General features: G+C 54.5%; 16 protein-coding genes. 12 read left to right on the top strand and 4 right to left on the bottom strand.

All coding sequences use genetic code 11. The features are described from left to right. The 5 genes from AX755_RS18665 to fliB all read left to right on the top strand — a co-directional run bounded on the left by AX755_RS18665 (position 1) and on the right by fliB (position 6013). The gene (locus AX755_RS18665; protein ID WP_062857235.1) at positions 1-2538 is read left to right on the top strand and encodes a fimbria/pilus outer membrane usher protein; all 2538 of its coding nucleotides are present in this window, start codon (positions 1-3) and stop codon (positions 2536-2538) included. Position 2539: 1 nt separating this feature from the next. After that, a complete protein-coding gene (locus tag AX755_RS18660) occupies positions 2540-3487 on the top strand; it encodes a fimbrial protein (RefSeq protein WP_062857234.1) in 948 nt (315 codons plus the stop codon). A gap of 35 nt (positions 3488-3522) precedes the next feature. After that, on the top strand, positions 3523-4011 hold the full coding sequence (locus AX755_RS18655) for a fimbrial protein (RefSeq protein ID WP_073971479.1): 489 nt from the start codon (positions 3523-3525) through the stop codon (positions 4009-4011). 51 nt (positions 4012-4062) lie between these two features. After that, positions 4063-4707: a helix-turn-helix transcriptional regulator gene (locus AX755_RS18650; protein ID WP_062857232.1), complete on the top strand. Its 645-nt coding sequence runs from the start codon at positions 4063-4065 to the stop codon at positions 4705-4707. Between the two features lie 88 nt (positions 4708-4795). Beyond that, positions 4796-6013 (top strand): flagellin lysine-N-methylase, encoded by a 1218-nt coding sequence (gene fliB, locus AX755_RS18645; RefSeq protein ID WP_062857231.1) that lies wholly within the window; start codon positions 4796-4798, stop codon positions 6011-6013. A gap of 47 nt (positions 6014-6060) precedes the next feature. On the opposite strand, the gene fdhF is transcribed toward fliB, so the two are convergent. The 4 genes from fdhF to ycgZ all read right to left on the bottom strand — a co-directional run bounded on the left by fdhF (position 6061) and on the right by ycgZ (position 9259). Then, the gene (gene fdhF, locus AX755_RS18640; protein ID WP_062857230.1) at positions 6061-8211 is read right to left on the bottom strand and encodes a formate dehydrogenase subunit alpha; all 2151 of its coding nucleotides are present in this window, start codon (positions 8209-8211) and stop codon (positions 6061-6063) included. Positions 8212-8386: 175 nt separating this feature from the next. After that, positions 8387-8665, bottom strand: a complete 279-nt coding sequence (locus AX755_RS18635; RefSeq protein ID WP_013096961.1) for a biofilm development regulator YmgB/AriR family protein — start codon at positions 8663-8665, stop codon at positions 8387-8389. 29 nt (positions 8666-8694) lie between these two features. Continuing rightward, positions 8695-9015 carry a hypothetical protein gene (locus tag AX755_RS25880; RefSeq protein ID WP_029883869.1) on the bottom strand — a complete coding sequence of 107 codons (321 nt, stop codon included), beginning with the start codon at positions 9013-9015 and terminating at the stop codon, positions 8695-8697. Positions 9016-9019: 4 nt separating this feature from the next. Continuing rightward, positions 9020-9259, bottom strand: coding sequence for a regulatory protein YcgZ (gene ycgZ / locus AX755_RS18625; protein WP_013096960.1), 240 nt, complete (start codon positions 9257-9259; stop codon positions 9020-9022). A gap of 341 nt (positions 9260-9600) precedes the next feature. Here ycgZ and AX755_RS18620 point away from each other — a divergent pair, with 341 nt between their 5' ends. From AX755_RS18620 to sufS, 7 genes are all read left to right on the top strand, one after another. Next, positions 9601-10821: a diguanylate phosphodiesterase gene (locus AX755_RS18620; protein ID WP_013096959.1), complete on the top strand. Its 1221-nt coding sequence runs from the start codon at positions 9601-9603 to the stop codon at positions 10819-10821. A gap of 190 nt (positions 10822-11011) precedes the next feature. Continuing rightward, on the top strand, positions 11012-11740 hold the full coding sequence (locus AX755_RS18615) for a MerR family transcriptional regulator (protein WP_013096958.1): 729 nt from the start codon (positions 11012-11014) through the stop codon (positions 11738-11740). A gap of 312 nt (positions 11741-12052) precedes the next feature. After that, complete coding sequence (sufA, locus tag AX755_RS18610; RefSeq protein WP_008500631.1) at positions 12053-12421, top strand: Fe-S cluster assembly scaffold SufA; 369 nt, start codon at positions 12053-12055, stop codon at positions 12419-12421. An 8-nt stretch (positions 12422-12429) separates the two neighbouring features. Continuing rightward, a complete protein-coding gene (sufB, locus tag AX755_RS18605; RefSeq protein WP_013096956.1) occupies positions 12430-13920 on the top strand; it encodes a Fe-S cluster assembly protein SufB in 1491 nt (496 codons plus the stop codon). A gap of 9 nt (positions 13921-13929) precedes the next feature. Next, positions 13930-14676: a Fe-S cluster assembly ATPase SufC gene (sufC, locus tag AX755_RS18600; RefSeq protein WP_013096955.1), complete on the top strand. Its 747-nt coding sequence runs from the start codon at positions 13930-13932 to the stop codon at positions 14674-14676. Beyond that, complete coding sequence (sufD, locus tag AX755_RS18595) at positions 14651-15922, top strand: Fe-S cluster assembly protein SufD (RefSeq protein WP_062857229.1); 1272 nt, start codon at positions 14651-14653, stop codon at positions 15920-15922. The genes sufC and sufD overlap by 26 nt, the downstream gene beginning before the upstream one ends. Next, positions 15919-17139: a cysteine desulfurase SufS gene (gene sufS / locus AX755_RS18590; protein ID WP_062857228.1), complete on the top strand. Its 1221-nt coding sequence runs from the start codon at positions 15919-15921 to the stop codon at positions 17137-17139. The genes sufD and sufS overlap by 4 nt, the downstream gene beginning before the upstream one ends. Positions 17140-17143 lie beyond the last annotated feature (4 nt).

Below are 17143 nucleotides of genomic sequence, written 5' to 3'. Positions count from 1 at the left end.
ATGACGGTAAATAACACAATGAAACCCGCACGCCTGGTGATGTTTATCGCCTTAGCGTTTGGCGGATCCTCAACCTCGCTCTACGCCAGTGTTGCCTTTAACTCCGAATTAATTGAGCTGGATAATCCAGGCATGGATAAAGCCGATTTGTCGGCCTTTGAATCAGGCTCGCAGGCACCGGGGATCTACCATGTCGATATTATTGTCGACGACGCGTTTCTGGAGACGGGGGATATTCAGTTTACCGCGAGCAAAGCCGACAACGGCGATGCGTCATTGCAGCCTTGTCTGAGTCTTGCGCAATTAAAACGCTGGGGGGTGAAAACGGCATTATTTCCTGCGCTCAGTGCAGGAGACGGTGAATGCATCAATCTTCAGGCGATTCCCCAGGCCAGTGCCGATTTCCAGTTTGGTGCCCAGCGTCTGGTGTTGAGTATTCCGCAGGCCGCCATCGATCTGCCGGCAAGAGGCTATGTGCCGCCGGAGATGTGGGATGAGGGGATAACGGCAGCCATGCTCAATTACAGCCTCAGCGGCGCGAACAGCCGGGCGAAAGCGGGTGAGGGGGCCAGCAGCAACAGCCAGTATGCGAACCTGCGTCCGGGGATAAATATCGGTCCGTGGCGTCTACGCAACTACACCACCTGGTCACGGGATGGCGCGGGGAAAGATCGATGGGACACGGTCTACAGCTATCTGCAACGTGCCGTTATTCCCCTGAAAGCGCAGCTTACCCTTGGGGACAGTTCCGCCCCGGCGGATGTCTTTGACAGCGTGCCTTTTCGCGGGGTTCAGCTGGCATCGGATGATGACATGTTACCGGATTCCCTGAAAGGCTATGCCCCAGTGGTCCGCGGGATCGCGCGCACCAATGCTCAGGTGGTGATTCGCCAGAATGGCTATCAGATCTACCAAAGCTACGTGGCGCCGGGCGCGTTTGAAATTACCGATATGTATCCCACCGGCGGCGCGGGCGATTTAGACGTGACCATCAAAGAGGCCGATGGCAGCGAGCAGCATTTCACGCTGCCGTATGCCTCGGTACCGGTATTGCAGCGCGAAGGGCGACTGAAATATGCCCTCACCGGTGGACAGTATCGCGCCTACAACAGCAGCGTGGAGAAAACCCCGTTCGGGCAGATCGCCGCGATTTATGGGCTTCAGAAGGGCATCACGATCTATGGCGGGGGGCAGGGTGCCAGCAAATATCAGTCGCTTGCGGTCGGAGCCGGTAAAAACATGGGGGACTTCGGCGCGCTTTCCGTCGATGTCACCCAGGCCTGGTCAACGCCGGCCAATACTGCAAAAACGCAGGGGCAGTCCTGGCGAGCGCGTTACAGCAAGAACGTCATTAATACCGGCACCAACTTTTCGATTGCGGGGTACCGTTATTCAACGCGCGGCTACTACGGACTCCAGGACGTGCTGGACTCCTGGGGGAACAGCGGCGCACTTCAGGACCGACGGCGTAACCGTCTGGAGCTCACCATGAGTCAGACGCTGGGCGGTGACCGGGGCGCGCTGACGCTCAGCGCCGCGCGGGAAGATTACTGGAACGCTGACAGACCCATGGCCTCGTGGAGTGTCGGCTACAACAATGACTGGCACAACATCAGCTATGGCGTGAGCTGGACATACAGCAAAAATGGCAGCCCGTCGTCCGGCAGTGGAAGTACAAAGACCTACGTTCACGACCAGCTTCTGGCGCTGACCGTTAGCGTACCGCTGGATAAATTTCTGCCGCAGACGTGGGCTAACTATGGCCTGAACGCCAGCAAGAACAGTGGCACGACGCACAGTATCGGCATGAACGGGGTGGCCCTCGACAATAGCGCCCTGAGCTGGAATATCCAGCAGGGTTACGGTACGGATGGCGTGGGCTATACCGGTACGCTCAACGGCGACTATAAAGGCACGTACGGGGAAGTTACGGCGGGTTATGGGTACGACAAACATAGCGAGCGCCTTAGCTATGGTTTGCAGGGGGGGATCCTCGCGCATGCTGATGGCGTGACGCTGTCTCAGCCGCTGGGGGAAACCAACGCGTTAATCAAAGCCCCGGGCGCGCACGGCGTGAATATTCGTAATCAGTCCGGCGTGCGAACGGATTTCCGGGGCTATACGGTGGTGAATAACCTCTCCGTATACCGCAAAAACGATCTCACTCTCGATCCGGAAAATATGCCTGACGATGTGGAACTGGAGATCAACACCCGCACGGTCACGCCTACGCGCGGCGCGGTGGTGAAAGCCGATTATTTGTCCAAAGTCGGACGCCGGGTGCTGATGACGTTGACGACGCCTGAGCAGTTCGTGCCGTTTGGCGCGGTTGTTACCCTGGCGGATGATGACAAGAGCAGCTTTATCGTGGGCGATCGCGGCCAGGTCTATTTAACCGGCCTGCGCGACCAGGGCACGGTCCTGGCAACATGGGGACATCAACCTCACCAGCAGTGTCGGGCAGATTTTAGCCTGCCGAATGGAGCGCAATACGGCGGCATCACGGACATCAGCGTCTCGTGTCGCCAGGAGCATTAAGATGAAACGGATCAACATGTTATTACTGCTGTGCTGTCTTTGCGCATGGCATATCGCCCGGGCCGGGACCTGCACCACCATTACGCCTCAGCTTTCTACGCTGTCGGTGGGCACAATTAATGTTCAGCGCGATGCGCCTGTCGGCACGGTGATTTTTTCCGGCGCGGCGAGCAGTACCGGCACCTACCTTAGCGGGTGTACCAATCCGCTTATGCTGGGTTTTAGCATGCGATACAACAATGCCGCGCTGAGCAGCTACGGTAATCATGTTTACAACACCAACGTTAGCGGGATTGGCATTCGGCTTTCATCAAATGCCTATTTTGAGAACCCGAGCAATACGTTCTCGTATAGTGCGCAGACCTCGTATGTGGTCTGGTACGGGGGCTGGGTCGAGCTGGTGGTGACCGGCCCGGTATCATCCGGCGCCTTAACGCCAGGCCCCATAGGGGCGGTGACGCTGCAGGGCAGCGATGGTATTTACCGTGACGGGTTAACCGTGCAGCTGACCGGCGGCACAATCAACGCACTGGCCTGCACCATCACCACGCCGCAGCTGACGTTCCCGATTGGTGATATTTCAGCCGCAGCATTTGGCTCAGTGGTGGGGACCACGCCAGCAGTTGCGCAGAATACGCAAAACCTCGGGTTGAACTGCAGTGCCGGCACCAATATTTCGGTTTCCCTGAGCGGAATACAGAACCCGGACAGTGCGAATACCAGCGTAATGGCATTAACAGGGCAGGGAAACAGCGGCACCGCAAAAGGCGTTGGCGTGCAGCTTCTCTATAATGGCTCGCCGCTGACGTTAAACAGCCGTCTTTTATTAAAACAGTCTGCAGGCGGGCAGGAGACGCTCCCGTTAACGGCACGCTATTACCAGACATTAACATCCGTTGAGTCCGGCTCGGCAAATGCCTCCGCCACCCTTAATTTGACCTACCAGTAACAGGTGAAATGATGAAATTACCCTTCAGGAGAGGGATGCTCCTCCTTGCATTCAGCTGGAACGTCATTGCAGCTGATAGCGTTAATCTGGGCGTGACGGGAAATATCATCGCCTCGCCCTGCGTATTTAATGGCGGGAGCGCAAACCTGGATATTAATCTTGGAAATATACAGGCGACTAATATGGCGACGCCGGGATCGACATCCGATCCGGTGCCGTTTAATTTGCAATTTGCCCAGTGCCCGGCGGGGACCCGCAGCGTCACGGTCTCGTTCACCGGCACCCCCGATCCGGCGGCCGGTGCGGACTACTACATGAACAGCGGCTCGGCGACAAACGTGGCGATAGCCATGCGTGAGGCCGCAACGGGAACGCTGAAGGGGACCGGGTCCAGCATAACGCAAAATATTGCGCCGGACAGAACGGCGACCATGGCCATGCTGGCTTCGGTAAAATCTGTAACCGGTGGCGCGACGCCGGGCAGTGTCAGCGCAGTTGTTGTGATGACCATGCAATACAATTAACAATCCCGCGCGTTAATAACGCTTATTGACTGACCCACATCGGTATTTGCTATGTTGAATATTCTGATTCAAGAGACAGACCAATTTTTTCACCATGGGCTGCAGTGTTTCTTTGTGGAATTCTTTTTGCGTAATTTTAAACAGCAGATTCATTTCGAGGCGGAGCTTAGCCGTGATAACGTCAGTGCCGCCGATATTATCGTTCTCTCGTTTTGTATGGGGGAGGCGCTGGTCTGTTTTCCCGAATTACAGGCGCGCCAGAAAGGGATTGTGATCGGATTGGTAGACGATGAATATCATTTTTCTGCCTTACCCTCCTGCTTTAACGATATTATTTTTATTTCGCGTCGTGCTTCGCTTGATCGGATAAGCCAGGTGCTGTTCATCGCCTGGTACCGCGCAGAGCTGGCGGGGAACAGCTGGAAGCAAAAAAGCTGCGCAGAGTGTCAGCATAAAATATTATCACCCCAGCAAAAACGCATTATGGCCAATTTTTACCGGGGATTATCGGTAGTGCAGATCGCGCATGCGCTGAAGATCAGCGATAAAACCGTTTTCACGCAAAAGTATGTAATGATGCAGAAATTTAATCTGCGAACCGATTTTGAACTGATTGCCCTTATTCGCCGAATGGTGCAGAGGAACAGTTATCCTAACCGGCTCGGTGACTATCTCGCATTCTCTTTGATACTGTAAATTACCTGAATTTGTGCGCCGTTATGCGCCTTTAGCATAGCGCGCGCGTCATGGTACTTTTTATGCTTTATATAATGACGCCTTCGCTATGCAAATTCATAAAACCATCAAGCCGATTTTTGTCTGTAAGTTTAAGTGTGTTGGGCCAGAATGCTTAATGTCATGTTGTCGTGGCTGGACAATCGCTATCGACAAGAAAACCCATCAGAAATACGTTCTCTCCTCGCACACAGAGATTGCCGCCATTGCCAAAAAGAACCTTATCCTGCAGAGAAAGGGTAAGAATCGCTACTCCAGAGTGAAGTTAAACGAAAAAGGGGACTGTCCTTTTATCGATGAAAACAAGCTCTGCATGGTCCACCGCGATCTGGGGGAAGAGGCGCTCTCGCATACCTGCAGCACTTACCCCCGGAGTTCAACTCGCTACAAGGATGAGACACGGCACACGATGACGCTCTCCTGCCCGGAGGTGGTGCGGCGGGTGCTGTTTGACCCGGATGCGATGCTGCTTCAGGAGCAGGATGAGCTCGTGGCGGGCTATAAAACCAATTTGATTGGGCAGCGCCAGTCTGTCTCGCAGACTCAACAGGTGATCCATCTTTTCGCCTGGAATTTAATCCAGTCGCCATCCCGTAATATAGAAGAAAATTTGATGGCGCTGGCGCAGTTTATTCTTTGTCTCCAGCACGTTAACTTTGATCTGCATAATAAATTTGCTGAAGTGGAAAATTTCTACGAAGCGCTTCTCAATGAGTTGCAAAGCGGAAAATCGCTGATGGATTCCGGTCATCTGGCGAAGTCAAACGCAATGAAATATCTGGCGTTGTCCGTCATGGGAACGCATGTTGCAAAAGATTCAGCCCGGGACGGTTTTATTCTTGAAGGGCATCAGCAAATTGCCGCATACCTGGATGTTGCCGGTATAAGCGACGCGGCGGAACTGGAGACAAAATTCGACGCGATTAATCAGCAGTGGCACAAATTATGTGAGGATTCCTGTTTGTCAGAACCTTACGTGTTACGCAATTACCTGCTGTACAAACTCTACAGCAGCTATTTCCCCGGCAAAAACATGGCGACGATGATGCGTCAGTTTTATCGTATCGTGCTGGACTTTTTCTATATCAAATTCATCCTCAGCGTGAGATCGATGCAGGGCGAAATTGACCAACAGGTGGTAATGAAAACCATCGCCAGCCTCTCCGAAAAGACCATGCACAACACCACCATTGATGCCCGCATGGACGCTGCGATTGATAAAATCAATGGCGGCGATGATTTATCCTGCCTGCTGTTGATTGGATAAACGCCCGTAACGTAGGCCGGGTAAGCGCAGCGCCACCCGGCATTTTCTCAGACATTCACCGCACTGATCAGCCGGGACTTCATGGACTGGTACGCCGATGCCGCAAAGTCCTCAGCCCAGCGTTGATCCTCAATGGCGTCCAGCTCAACCGCACAATACTTCGTTTCCGGCGTTTTGGAGATGGGATCAAGATTATCCTGCGTCAGTTCGTTGCAGGCACCAATCCACCACTGATAGGTCATATATACAGCCCCGGGGTTGATGCGTTCGCTGAGGCTGGCGCGGGTAATCACTTTACCGCGGCGCGAACGCACCCAGACCAGTTGCCCGTCAGTGATACCGCGTTTTTCCGCATCCGCCGGGTTCAATTGTACCCGACCCGGTTCGTCGGCCAGGCTTTGCAGCGCAGCGCAGTTTCCGGTCATGGAACGACAGGAGTAATGTCCCACTTCGCGCACCGTGCAGAGCACCAGAGGATAGTCTTCGTCAGGTGTTTCAGCGGGCGCTCGCCAGGGCGCGGCAAACAGTTGCCCTTTGCCGGTTGGCGTGTCGAAGTGATTATCTTTGTACAGGTACGGTGTGCCGGGGTGATCGAGCGTTGGGCACGGCCACTGAACATGGCCCATTTCGCCCATTTTTTCGTATGTTACGCCGTAGAACAGCGGACACAGCGCGCGCATCTCATCCCAGATCTGCTGGTTTGAGGTGTAGTGCATCGGATAGCCCATTTCTGTCGCCAGCAGGCTGATGATCTCCCAGTCGCGTTTTACGTTGCCGCTGGCCTCAATGGCCTTGCCGAAACGCTGGAAGCCGCGATCGGCACAGGTAAAGACGCCCCCGTGTTCGCCCCAGGAGGTAGCGGGTAACAGAACATCCGCCACTTCCGCCGTTTTGGTCATGAAGATGTCCTGCACCACCACAAAGTCGAGCGCCTCAAAGCCGCTGCGCACCAGGCCCAGGTCGGCCTCGGTCTGCAGCGGATCTTCCCCCATGATGTAATAGGCTTTGACTTTACCTTCCAGGGCGAGATGCGGTACCTCGGTAATACGCGTGCCGACGCGATCGTCCATTACCGTAACGTCAATTCCCCAGGCATCGGCGAACTTCTGCCTGACAGCCGGGTCCGTCACGTCCTGATAGCCAGGGAACATATTGGGCAAAACGCCCATGTCACAGGCTCCCTGCACGTTATTTTGTCCGCGCACGGGACCGACGCCGACGGCAGGGCGACCAAGGTTACCGGTTAACAGCGCCAGACTCGAAAGCCCTTTTACCACATCTACGGCCTGACCAAACTGTGTGACGCCCATTCCCCACATCACGGTCGCGGAGGGGGCCGCTGCGAAAGTGCGCATCGCCTGGCGGACATCGTGGGCGGGTATGCCGGTCAGATGTTCGACCTTCTCTGGCGCGTACTCTTTCACCGTCTGCCGGTAGGCCTCAAGCCCCTCCGTGAAGCGTGCGACGTAGTTTTTGTCGTACAACTCCTCTTCCAGCAGCACATAGCCAAAGGCGTTAACCAGTGCCATATTGCTGCCGTTTTTCAGTTGCAGATGTTGGTCGGCAATGCGGGCTGTTTCAATCCGACGCGGATCGCAGACGATAATTTTCGCACCGTTCTCACGGGCTTTCAGCACGCGGCGGGCGACAATAGGATGGGAATCGGCGCAGTTGTATCCGAAAACCAGCAGGCATTTTGAGTGTTCAATGTCGTTAATGGAATTACTCACCGCGCCGTTGCCCAGCGTTTCCTGCAAACCCGCCACGGAGGGCCCGTGGCAGACGCGTGCGCAGCAGTCCACGTTGTTGGTATGGAGTACCGCACGGGCGAATTTCTGCATCACATAGTTGGTTTCATTGCCCGTCCCCCGGGAAGAGCCGGTGGTCATGATGGACCGCGGGCCGAACTGCGCTTTAATGTTTTTAAGCTTGTTGGCGGTATAACGAATGGCCTCGTCCCAGGTGACCGGGGTAAAGGGTTCGCCTTTATGGTAGCGGATCATCGGTTGCGTCAGGCGAGGGGTGAGCAAGCGGGTATCGTTAAGGAAGTCCCAGCCGTAAAAGCCTTTCAGGCACAAGGTGCCCTGATTGGTTACGCCGTCTGCGGCTTCGGCACGGATAATACGGTTATTTTCAACAACGAGGTTTAATTTACAGCCTGCACCACAGTAAGGGCAGACGCTGGCGATTTTTTTCATCAATAACAGACCTGTTAAGAAATGAAGCAAGATGACCGGAGAGCCCGATCCCGTAAAGAGGAGTAAGCAGGAAGTGTGCCATCTTTACGATGCGTGTTTCACAGGGTGTTATGAGGGGGGAGGGGTGTCATCGTCAGGCTGGTCGACAGTTATGACGATGACACGTTAGCTAATTTTAAAGGTCGTCCATTGTGTAACCCACAACAATTTCCAGCGTTTTACGAATGACGTCGGCCTGAACCACGTCATCCGTCGCTTCCAGCGTCTGGATCAGCCAGAGAATGATCGCTTTATTGGTAAGGTGACCTTCCGTGGCCAGGACACAACGTACTGCAGTAGAAAAAATCGCGGATTCTTCAGCAAAACGATCGCCAGCGTGGCGGAAATACTCCGACAAAGCGCTGTCCAGAAAAGCCGAATGGTATTCGGGTTGTGGCTGAATATTCTGTCTCATTTGTTCTCACCGTAGCTGTTAAATTGCAGTCAATGTATTTTCCTGGGATTGGACGGTTTTCCATCACCAAATAACGGCACTACATTGTCTCTGTTATCCTTGAGAGATCCCTCTCTGATTGGTCGTCCTTGCGCGGTTCTGCGACGTATAAAGGCGCTGTTTTTTGAGCCGATGTCGGCTATCACCCTCGCCAGTGTCTCCCGCCGCCGGGGATCCTTTTCATGTATTTGCATTTTACGCAGACGCTGTACCAGAGAATCGGTCGTCAGTGGCCCCCGTTCTTTCAGGAGGGAAAGCACGGCTTCACCGATAAGCTGGTCTGTGAGTCTTTCAGCGTCACTGCGATTCATAACGTTACCGTTCGAAGAGCAAACCAAGCAGCATGTGGTAATGCTGTTCCTCTTCCGGCCCTTCGGCCTTTTCGAGGCGACTTAAGAGTTTGGTGCAGAGCGACTTGCGGTTGAGGTTTCGCCCGTCGCTAAGAATTTCAACCACAACTTCACCCAGCGTTTCCTGTTGCGTTGGAAGCGCGGCTTTTTCGAAGTACTGCGCAATAGCGGCGGCAGAATCTGCGACGTAACCGTTCTGTTGCATGTTTCGCTCCTGTAAAATTTAGTAATCACTAACGTTACATTTAAGGTATACACAAATCCCAAATCTGTACATTAAAAATGTACAGATTTTTAAATATTTTATGATATATTTTATAAACTTTTTATATTTCAGAGGGTTATTGATGGGGTTTGTAACGGTATCGTAACAGAATATATTGTACAACTTGAAGCGTCGTGGTTAAGTTGTACAACATCGAAAACTCGGGTCATAAACGTCCTAAATCATTGAGACGTAAATTATTTGCCTGACAATTAATATGCTATAACAGAACTCTATCCACGCGTTTTCGTGGCCAAACCCCTAACCCCTCCAGGAAAAGCATGCTGACAACCATCATATACCGCAGCCATATCTGCGATGACGTTCCGGTGAAAGCGCTGGAAACCATGGTCGCTGCTGCAGATAGTAAAAACCGACAATCCGACGTCACAGGGATCCTGTTGTTTAACGGCACGCACTTTTTTCAGTTGCTCGAAGGGCCAGTCGAAAACGTGACCGCCATTTATGAGCAGATCTGCCGCGATCCGCGTCACCACAATGTGGTGGAACTGATGCGCGATCACGGACCTTCCCGGCGTTTTGGCAATGTTGGGATGGAGCTCTTTGATTTGCGTCACTTCGACCGGGAAGATGTTCTTCAGCAGGTGCTTAATAAGGGCACGACCCGCTATCAGCTGACCTATAACGATCGTCCGCTGCAGTTCTTCCGCACGTTCGTTGAGGCAACCGAGAAGGCCAACTATTTTGAATTGCCGCCCGCCGATGCCTGGGATTTTATCCCCGAGGAGACGCCGTTATCCGCACAACCGCCGGTGGTAGCAAAAGGGGCAGACTGCAGCTTTGCGTTTCAGCCGATTGTGGATCCCTTTATGCAGGAGGTGGTCTCCTGGGAAGCACTGCTGCGCACGCCATCCGGCGACTCGCCACGGGCCTATTTTGCGGCGCTTCCGCGCGAAGAGGTCTACGCAGCAGATTTGCACAGCAAACAGGTTGCGCTCTCCATGGCCAGTGCGCTGGGGCTACAGAATCAGACGCTGTCGATTAACCTGTTGCCCATGACGCTAGTCAATGTCCCGCATGCCGTCGATTTCCTGCTCACCGCTATCGACGCGAACGGCTTTGTGCCGGAGCAAATTGTGGTGGAATTCACCGAAAGTGAAGCCATCTCGCGCTTCGATGAGTTTACCCATTCGGTCCGGCAGTTAAAAAGTGCCGGTATCAGCGTGACGATCGATCACTTCGGGGCCGGTTTTGCCGGGCTGCAGTTGCTGGCCCAGTTCCAGCCGGACAGAATTAAGATTAATCGCGATCTGGTGCTGGATGTGCATAAAAGCGGTCCGCGTCAGGCCATCATTCAGGCGATTATCAAGTGCTGTTCCTCGCTGGAAATTCAGTTCTGCGCCGTTGGCGTAGAGAAGGCTGAGGAGTGGATGTGGCTGGAATCTGCGGGAATTTCCCAGTTCCAGGGGCATCTGTTTGCCAGCCCCCGACATGGCGGCATTCCGGCAATTTCGTGGCCCGAGAAAAAGTCTGGATTGTGATAATGCTGTACAACCTTTGGCAGAGTTAACTGTACGGAAGGCGGAATTTAGACAACAATAGAGTTAACGGCGTGGATGGTGTCCTCACCATTCACCTGTTTCAAACTGAGGTCTTAGTTATACAAATAGCTTGTACAATCTGATAAGGTTGCTGTGGTTGGGTATGGAAGTATTGAGCGTGAGGGAGTTAATGGCCTATTACAGTATCGGCGAAGTCGCCGAACGATGCGGTATCAACCCCGTTACGCTGCGTGCCTGGCAGCGCCGTTATGGTTTGTTGAAGCCGCAGCGCAGTGAAGGGGGTCATCGTCAGTTCGACGACGAGGATATCCTGCGTATTGAAGAGATCAAACGTCTGATGAAATCAGGCGTATCGGTGGGGAAAGTAAAAGCCTTGCTGGAAAACAAGGAAGTGATGACCCAGGGTAACTGGGCCGCTTTCCAGGAAGAGATGATGACCGTTTTGCGCTATGCCAGCCCGGCAAAACTGCGCGCAAAAATTGGCGAGTTTCGCCGCGATCACGCCATGGATGCGCTGATCGACAACATTATTACCCCCGTAAGGCAGCGCATGAATCAGGATCAAAATACGGTGCGCCACATGGCGAGCCTGTTTGATGGTGTGCTGATCGAATTCGCCGTGGCAAGCCTGGCAGAATCGCGTAAAAAAGCCGGTAAAGATGCGTTGCTCATCGGTTGGGAGTGCGACGACCGCACTCATCTGTGGCTTGAAGCCGCGCGCTTAGCCAATAAGGGCTGGCATATCGACGTGCTGGCAGAGCCGATTGATTCACCGCGTCCCGAACTCTTCCCCGGGCAGAAACTCTTTGTCTGGACGGGAAAATCGCCCACGCCCCGTCAGCAGGAACAGCTCGATCACTGGCGTGAACAGGGTTTTTCCGTCGCCTTTCATCATTAATCATCAGAGGCCTTGAGGGCCTTTTTTCTTTATGTCCTGTCCTGCGCAAAAGCTATCTCAAAAATAGGCATTTCCGATGCATATTTTGCTTTTCCTTTTAATCAGACGAACGACGCAGCGAAATGCATTATTAATCAATGCATTGAACAATTAAATCCATCCCGCCAGCATCCTCTCACAGGGTCTATGCTTAATAAAACCAGGCAAAAAGGGCGATTAAGCCTAATGCCCCTGCTGTCAGAGGGTTGAAGTGATAATCGTTATCACTAACATGGTGTTATGCCCTGATGGCTTATCAGATGAGGTGGACCTATGGAACTGCATTCAGAAACCTTTAACCCTGCCGATTTCGCCTGGCGCGGTTTAACGCTCACGCCAGCGGCGGCGGCACATATTCATGAGCTGGTGGCGAAAAAGCCAGAGATCCTCGGCGTGCGTTTAGGGGTCAAGCAGACCGGCTGCGCGGGATTTGGTTATGTGCTCGACACCGTCACCGAACCCGAAAAAGATGATCTGGTCTTTGAAACGGATGGCGCAAAACTGTACGTCGCGCTTCAGGCGATGCCGTTTATCGACGGCACCGAAGTGGACTACGTGCGTGAAGGTTTAAACCAGTTATTCAAATTTCATAACCCGAAAGCCCAGAACGAATGTGGCTGCGGCGAAAGCTTTGGGGTATAGGCGGTACTATGTCTCGTAATACTGAAGCAACGAGTGAAGTAAATACCTGGAGCGGCGGACACCTCAACTATAAAGAGGGGTTCTTCACCCAGCTGCAAACTGATGAACTGGCGAAGGGCATCAATGAAGATGTCGTGCGCGCAATTTCAGCCAAACGTAACGAGCCGGAGTGGATGCTCGAATTCCGCCTGAGCGCTTACCGGGCCTGGCTGGAGATGGAAGAGCCGCACTGGCTGAAAGCCCACTACGATAAGCTGAATTATCAGGATTACAGCTACTACTCTGCACCTTCCTGCGGCAGCTGTGACGACACCTGCGCCTCGCAGCCCGGCGCGGTACAGCAAACGGGCGCGGATAATAGCTTCCTGAGTAAAGAGGTGGAAGAGGCGTTTAATCAGCTTGGCGTGCCGGTTCGCGAAGGGAAAGAGGTGGCGGTGGACGCCATTTTTGACTCTGTCTCGGTGGCAACCACCTACCGTGAGAAGCTGGCGGAACAGGGGATCATTTTCTGCTCTTTCGGCGAAGCGATCCATGATCACCCGGAACTGGTGAAAAAGTACATTGGCACCGTGGTACCGTCTAACGACAACTTCTTCGCGGCGCTCAACGCAGCGGTCGCCTCAGACGGCACCTTCATCTACGTGCCGAAAGGGGTACGTTGTCCAATGGAGCTGTCGACCTATTTCCGCATCAACGCGGAAAAGACCGGCCAGTTCGAGCGCACCATTCTGGTGGCGGACGAAGGAAGCTACGTCAGCTACATCGAAGGGTGTTCCGCGCCGGTGCGCGACAGCTACCAGCTCCACGCCGCGGTGGTTGAAGTCATCATCCATAAAGACGCCGAAGTGAAATACTCCACGGTGCAGAACTGGTTCCCGGGCGACGGTAATACCGGCGGTATCCTCAACTTCGTCACCAAGCGTGCGCTGTGCGAAGGCGAAAACAGCAAGATGTCCTGGACCCAGTCTGAAACCGGCTCGGCCATTACCTGGAAGTATCCGAGCTGTATTTTGCGCGGGGATAACTCCATCGGCGAGTTTTATTCCGTTGCGCTGACCAGCGGCCATCAGCAGGCGGATACCGGCACCAAGATGATCCACATTGGTAAAAACACCAAATCGACCATCATCTCAAAAGGTATCTCCGCCGGACACAGCCAGAACAGCTATCGCGGGCTGGTGAAAATCATGCCTACGGCCACCAACGCGCGAAACTTTACCCAGTGTGACTCCATGCTGATTGGCGCAGACTGCGGCGCGCATACCTTCCCGTACGTGGAGTGTCGCAACAACAGCGCCCAGCTTGAGCATGAGGCGACAACGTCGCGTATCGGGGAAGATCAGCTCTTCTACTGCCTGCAGCGCGGGATCAGTGAAGAAGATGCCATCTCGATGATTGTCAACGGCTTCTGTAAGGATGTGTTCTCTGAACTGCCGCTGGAATTTGCCGTTGAAGCCCAGAAACTCCTCGCCATTAGTCTTGAACACAGCGTCGGTTAAGGAAAGCACATGTTAAGTATTAAAGATTTACAGGTTAGCGTGGAAGACAAAGCCATCCTGCGTGGCCTCAATTTTGACGTCAAGCCGGGTGAAGTCCACGCCATTATGGGGCCGAATGGCTCCGGGAAAAGTACGCTTTCAGCGACGCTGGCGGGACGCGAAGATTACGAAGTGACCAACGGCTCGGTGGAGTTTAACGGCAAAGATTTGCTGGAGATGTCGCCGGAAGAGCGCGCGGGGGAGGGCATCTTTATGGCTTTCCAGTATCCGGTCGAAATTCCGGGCGTCAGTAATCAGTTCTTCCTGCAAACGGCGCTCAACGCGGTACGCAAATACCGTGGCCTGGAGGCGCTGGATCGTTTTGATTTTCAGGACCTGATGGAAGAGAAGATCAAGCTGCTGAAAATGCCGGAAGATCTGCTGACCCGCTCGGTAAACGTCGGCTTCTCCGGCGGCGAGAAGAAGCGCAACGACATTCTGCAGATGGCGGTGCTTGAACCTGAACTGTGCATTCTGGATGAGACCGATTCCGGTCTGGATATCGATGCCCTCAAGATTGTCGCCGACGGGGTGAATTCTCTGCGCGACGGCAAACGGTCATTCATTATCGTTACCCACTATCAGCGTATTCTTGACTACATCAAACCGGATTACGTCCACGTGCTTTACCAGGGGCGCATTGTGAAATCCGGTGATTTCACGCTGGTCAAACAACTGGAGGAGCAGGGTTATGGCTGGCTTACCGAACAGCAGTAATGCGCTCCAGCAGTGGCACCGCCTGTTTGAAGCGCAGGGCGGAAGGCGTTCTGAGCAGGCACAACAGCACCTGCAACAGATGCTGCGCCTCAGTTTACCCACGCGTAAACATGAGAACTGGAAGTACACGCCGCTTGAGGGCCTGCTGAACGCTGAATTTGTCTCGCAACGGGCGGATATCAGCCCGACGCAGCGCGATGCACTGGCGCTGAATGTGGATGCCCTGCGCCTGGTGTTTGTCGACGGCCATTTCCGTCCTGATCTGAGCGACAGCACCGACGAGAGCGGTTATACGATCACTATTAATGATGAGCGCCAGAGCCTGACGGCACCCGTGCAGCCGGAGGTCTTTTTGCACCTTACCGAGAGCCTGGCGCAGAGTGTGACGCAGGTTCACGTGAAGCGAAACCAGCGCCCGGCGAAACCGCTGCTGCTGATGCACATCACCCAGGGCCTGGACGGCGATGAAATCAATACTGCGCACTATCGCCACCATCTGGAGCTGGCGGAGGGGGCGGAAGCCACGATCATTGAACATTACGTCAGCCTCAACGATACCCGCCACTTTACCGGGGCGCGCCTGACGATGAATGTCGCCGCCAACGCTCAGCTGCACCATATCAAGCTGGCATTCGAGAACCCGCAGAGTCACCACTTTGCGCATAACGATATCCTGCTTGGACAAGATGCAGCGGCATACAGCCACAGCTTCCTGCTGGGGGGCGCGGTACTGCGTCACAATACCAGTACGCAGCTTAACGGCGAGAATACCACCCTGCGCATCAACAGCCTGGCGATGCCGGTCAAATCGGAAGTGTGCGATACGCGGACCTGGCTTGAGCACAACAAAGGCTACTGCAACAGCCGCCAGCTGCACAAAACCATTGTCAGCGACAAAGGCCGCGCGGTGTTTAACGGTCTGATCAATGTGGCGCAACACGCCATTAAGACCGACGGGCAGATGACCAACAACAACCTGCTGCTGGGGCGCCTGGCAGAAGTGGACACCAAGCCGCAGCTGGAGATCTATGCCGACGACGTCAAATGCAGCCACGGCGCCACGGTCGGGCGCATTGACGATGAACAGATGTTCTATCTGCGTTCGCGCGGTATTGACCAGCAGGCGGCGCAGAAAATGATTATCTACGCCTTTGCCGCAGAGCTGACGGAGGCGCTGGACGATGGCCTGTTAAAACAGCAGGTGCTGGCCCGTATTGGTCAGCGTCTGCCTGGAGGCGAAGCATGAGTTTTCCCGTAGAGAAAGTACGGGCCGATTTCCCGGTTCTGACCCGTGAAGTGAATGGACTGCCGCTGGCCTATCTCGACAGCGCTGCCAGCGCGCAAAAACCGAATCAGGTGGTGGATGCAGAAGCCGAATTCTACCGCCACGGTTACGCCGCCGTGCATCGCGGTATTCATACGCTGAGCGCAGAGGCGACCCAGCGTATGGAGAACGTCCGCACCCAGGTGGCCGCTTTTCTGAATGCGCGATCGCCGGAAGAGCTGGTGTTTGTGCGCGGCACGACGGAAGGGATCAACCTTGTCGCCAACAGCTGGGGCAGTGCGCAGGTCCACGCGGGCGATAACATCATCATCACCGAGATGGAACACCACGCCAATATCGTGCCGTGGCAGATGCTCTGTGAGCGTGTGGGTGCTGCGCTACGGGTGATCCCGTTGAATCAGGACGGCACGCTTCAGCTTGAGCACCTTGATGCCCTGCTGGACGACCGCACGCGGCTGGTGGCGATAACCCAGGTCTCTAACGTGCTGGGCACTGAAAACCCGGTGGCAGAGATCGTCGAAAAAGCCCACCGGGCGGGCGTGAAGGTCCTGATTGATGGCGCTCAGGCGGTGATGCACCACGCGGTGGATGTTCAGGCGCTGGACTGCGATTTTTACGTCTTCTCCGGGCATAAGCTTTATGGCCCAACCGGGATCGGCGTGTTGTATGTGAAAGACGATATTTTGCAGGCCATGCCGCCGTGGGAAGGGGGCGGCTCGATGATCGCCACCGTCAGCCTGTCGGAAGGGACCACCTACGCGCGCGCGCCGTGGCGTTTTGAGGCTGGTACGCCCAATACCGGCGGGATTATCGGGCTTGGGGCTGCTCTCTCTTATGTCTCCTCCATTGGCCTTGAGGCCATCCAGGAGTATGAGCAGATGCTGATGCACTACGCGCTGCAGGAGCTTGCCAGCGTGCCCGAGTTGACCCTGTATGGCCCGGCCAACCGGCAGGGCGTGATTGCGTTCAATCTGGGAAAACACCATGCCTATGACGTGGGCAGTTTCCTCGATAACTATGGCGTGGCCGTGCGTACGGGGCACCACTGTGCCATGCCGCTGATGGCATTTTATCAGGTCCCGGCAATGTGCCGCGCGTCGCTGGTGATGTACAACACAACGGAAGAGGTCGACAGGCTGGTGGCGGGGCTAAAACGCATTCACCAGTTGCTGGGCTAACGGA

The organism is Enterobacter sp. SENG-6 (assembly GCF_001605945.1).
GTDB classification, from domain to species: Bacteria; Pseudomonadota; Gammaproteobacteria; order Enterobacterales; family Enterobacteriaceae; genus Enterobacter; species Enterobacter cloacae.
Note: the sequence above shows the minus strand (reverse complement) of the source record. Positions and strands in the feature narration are given on the sequence as shown.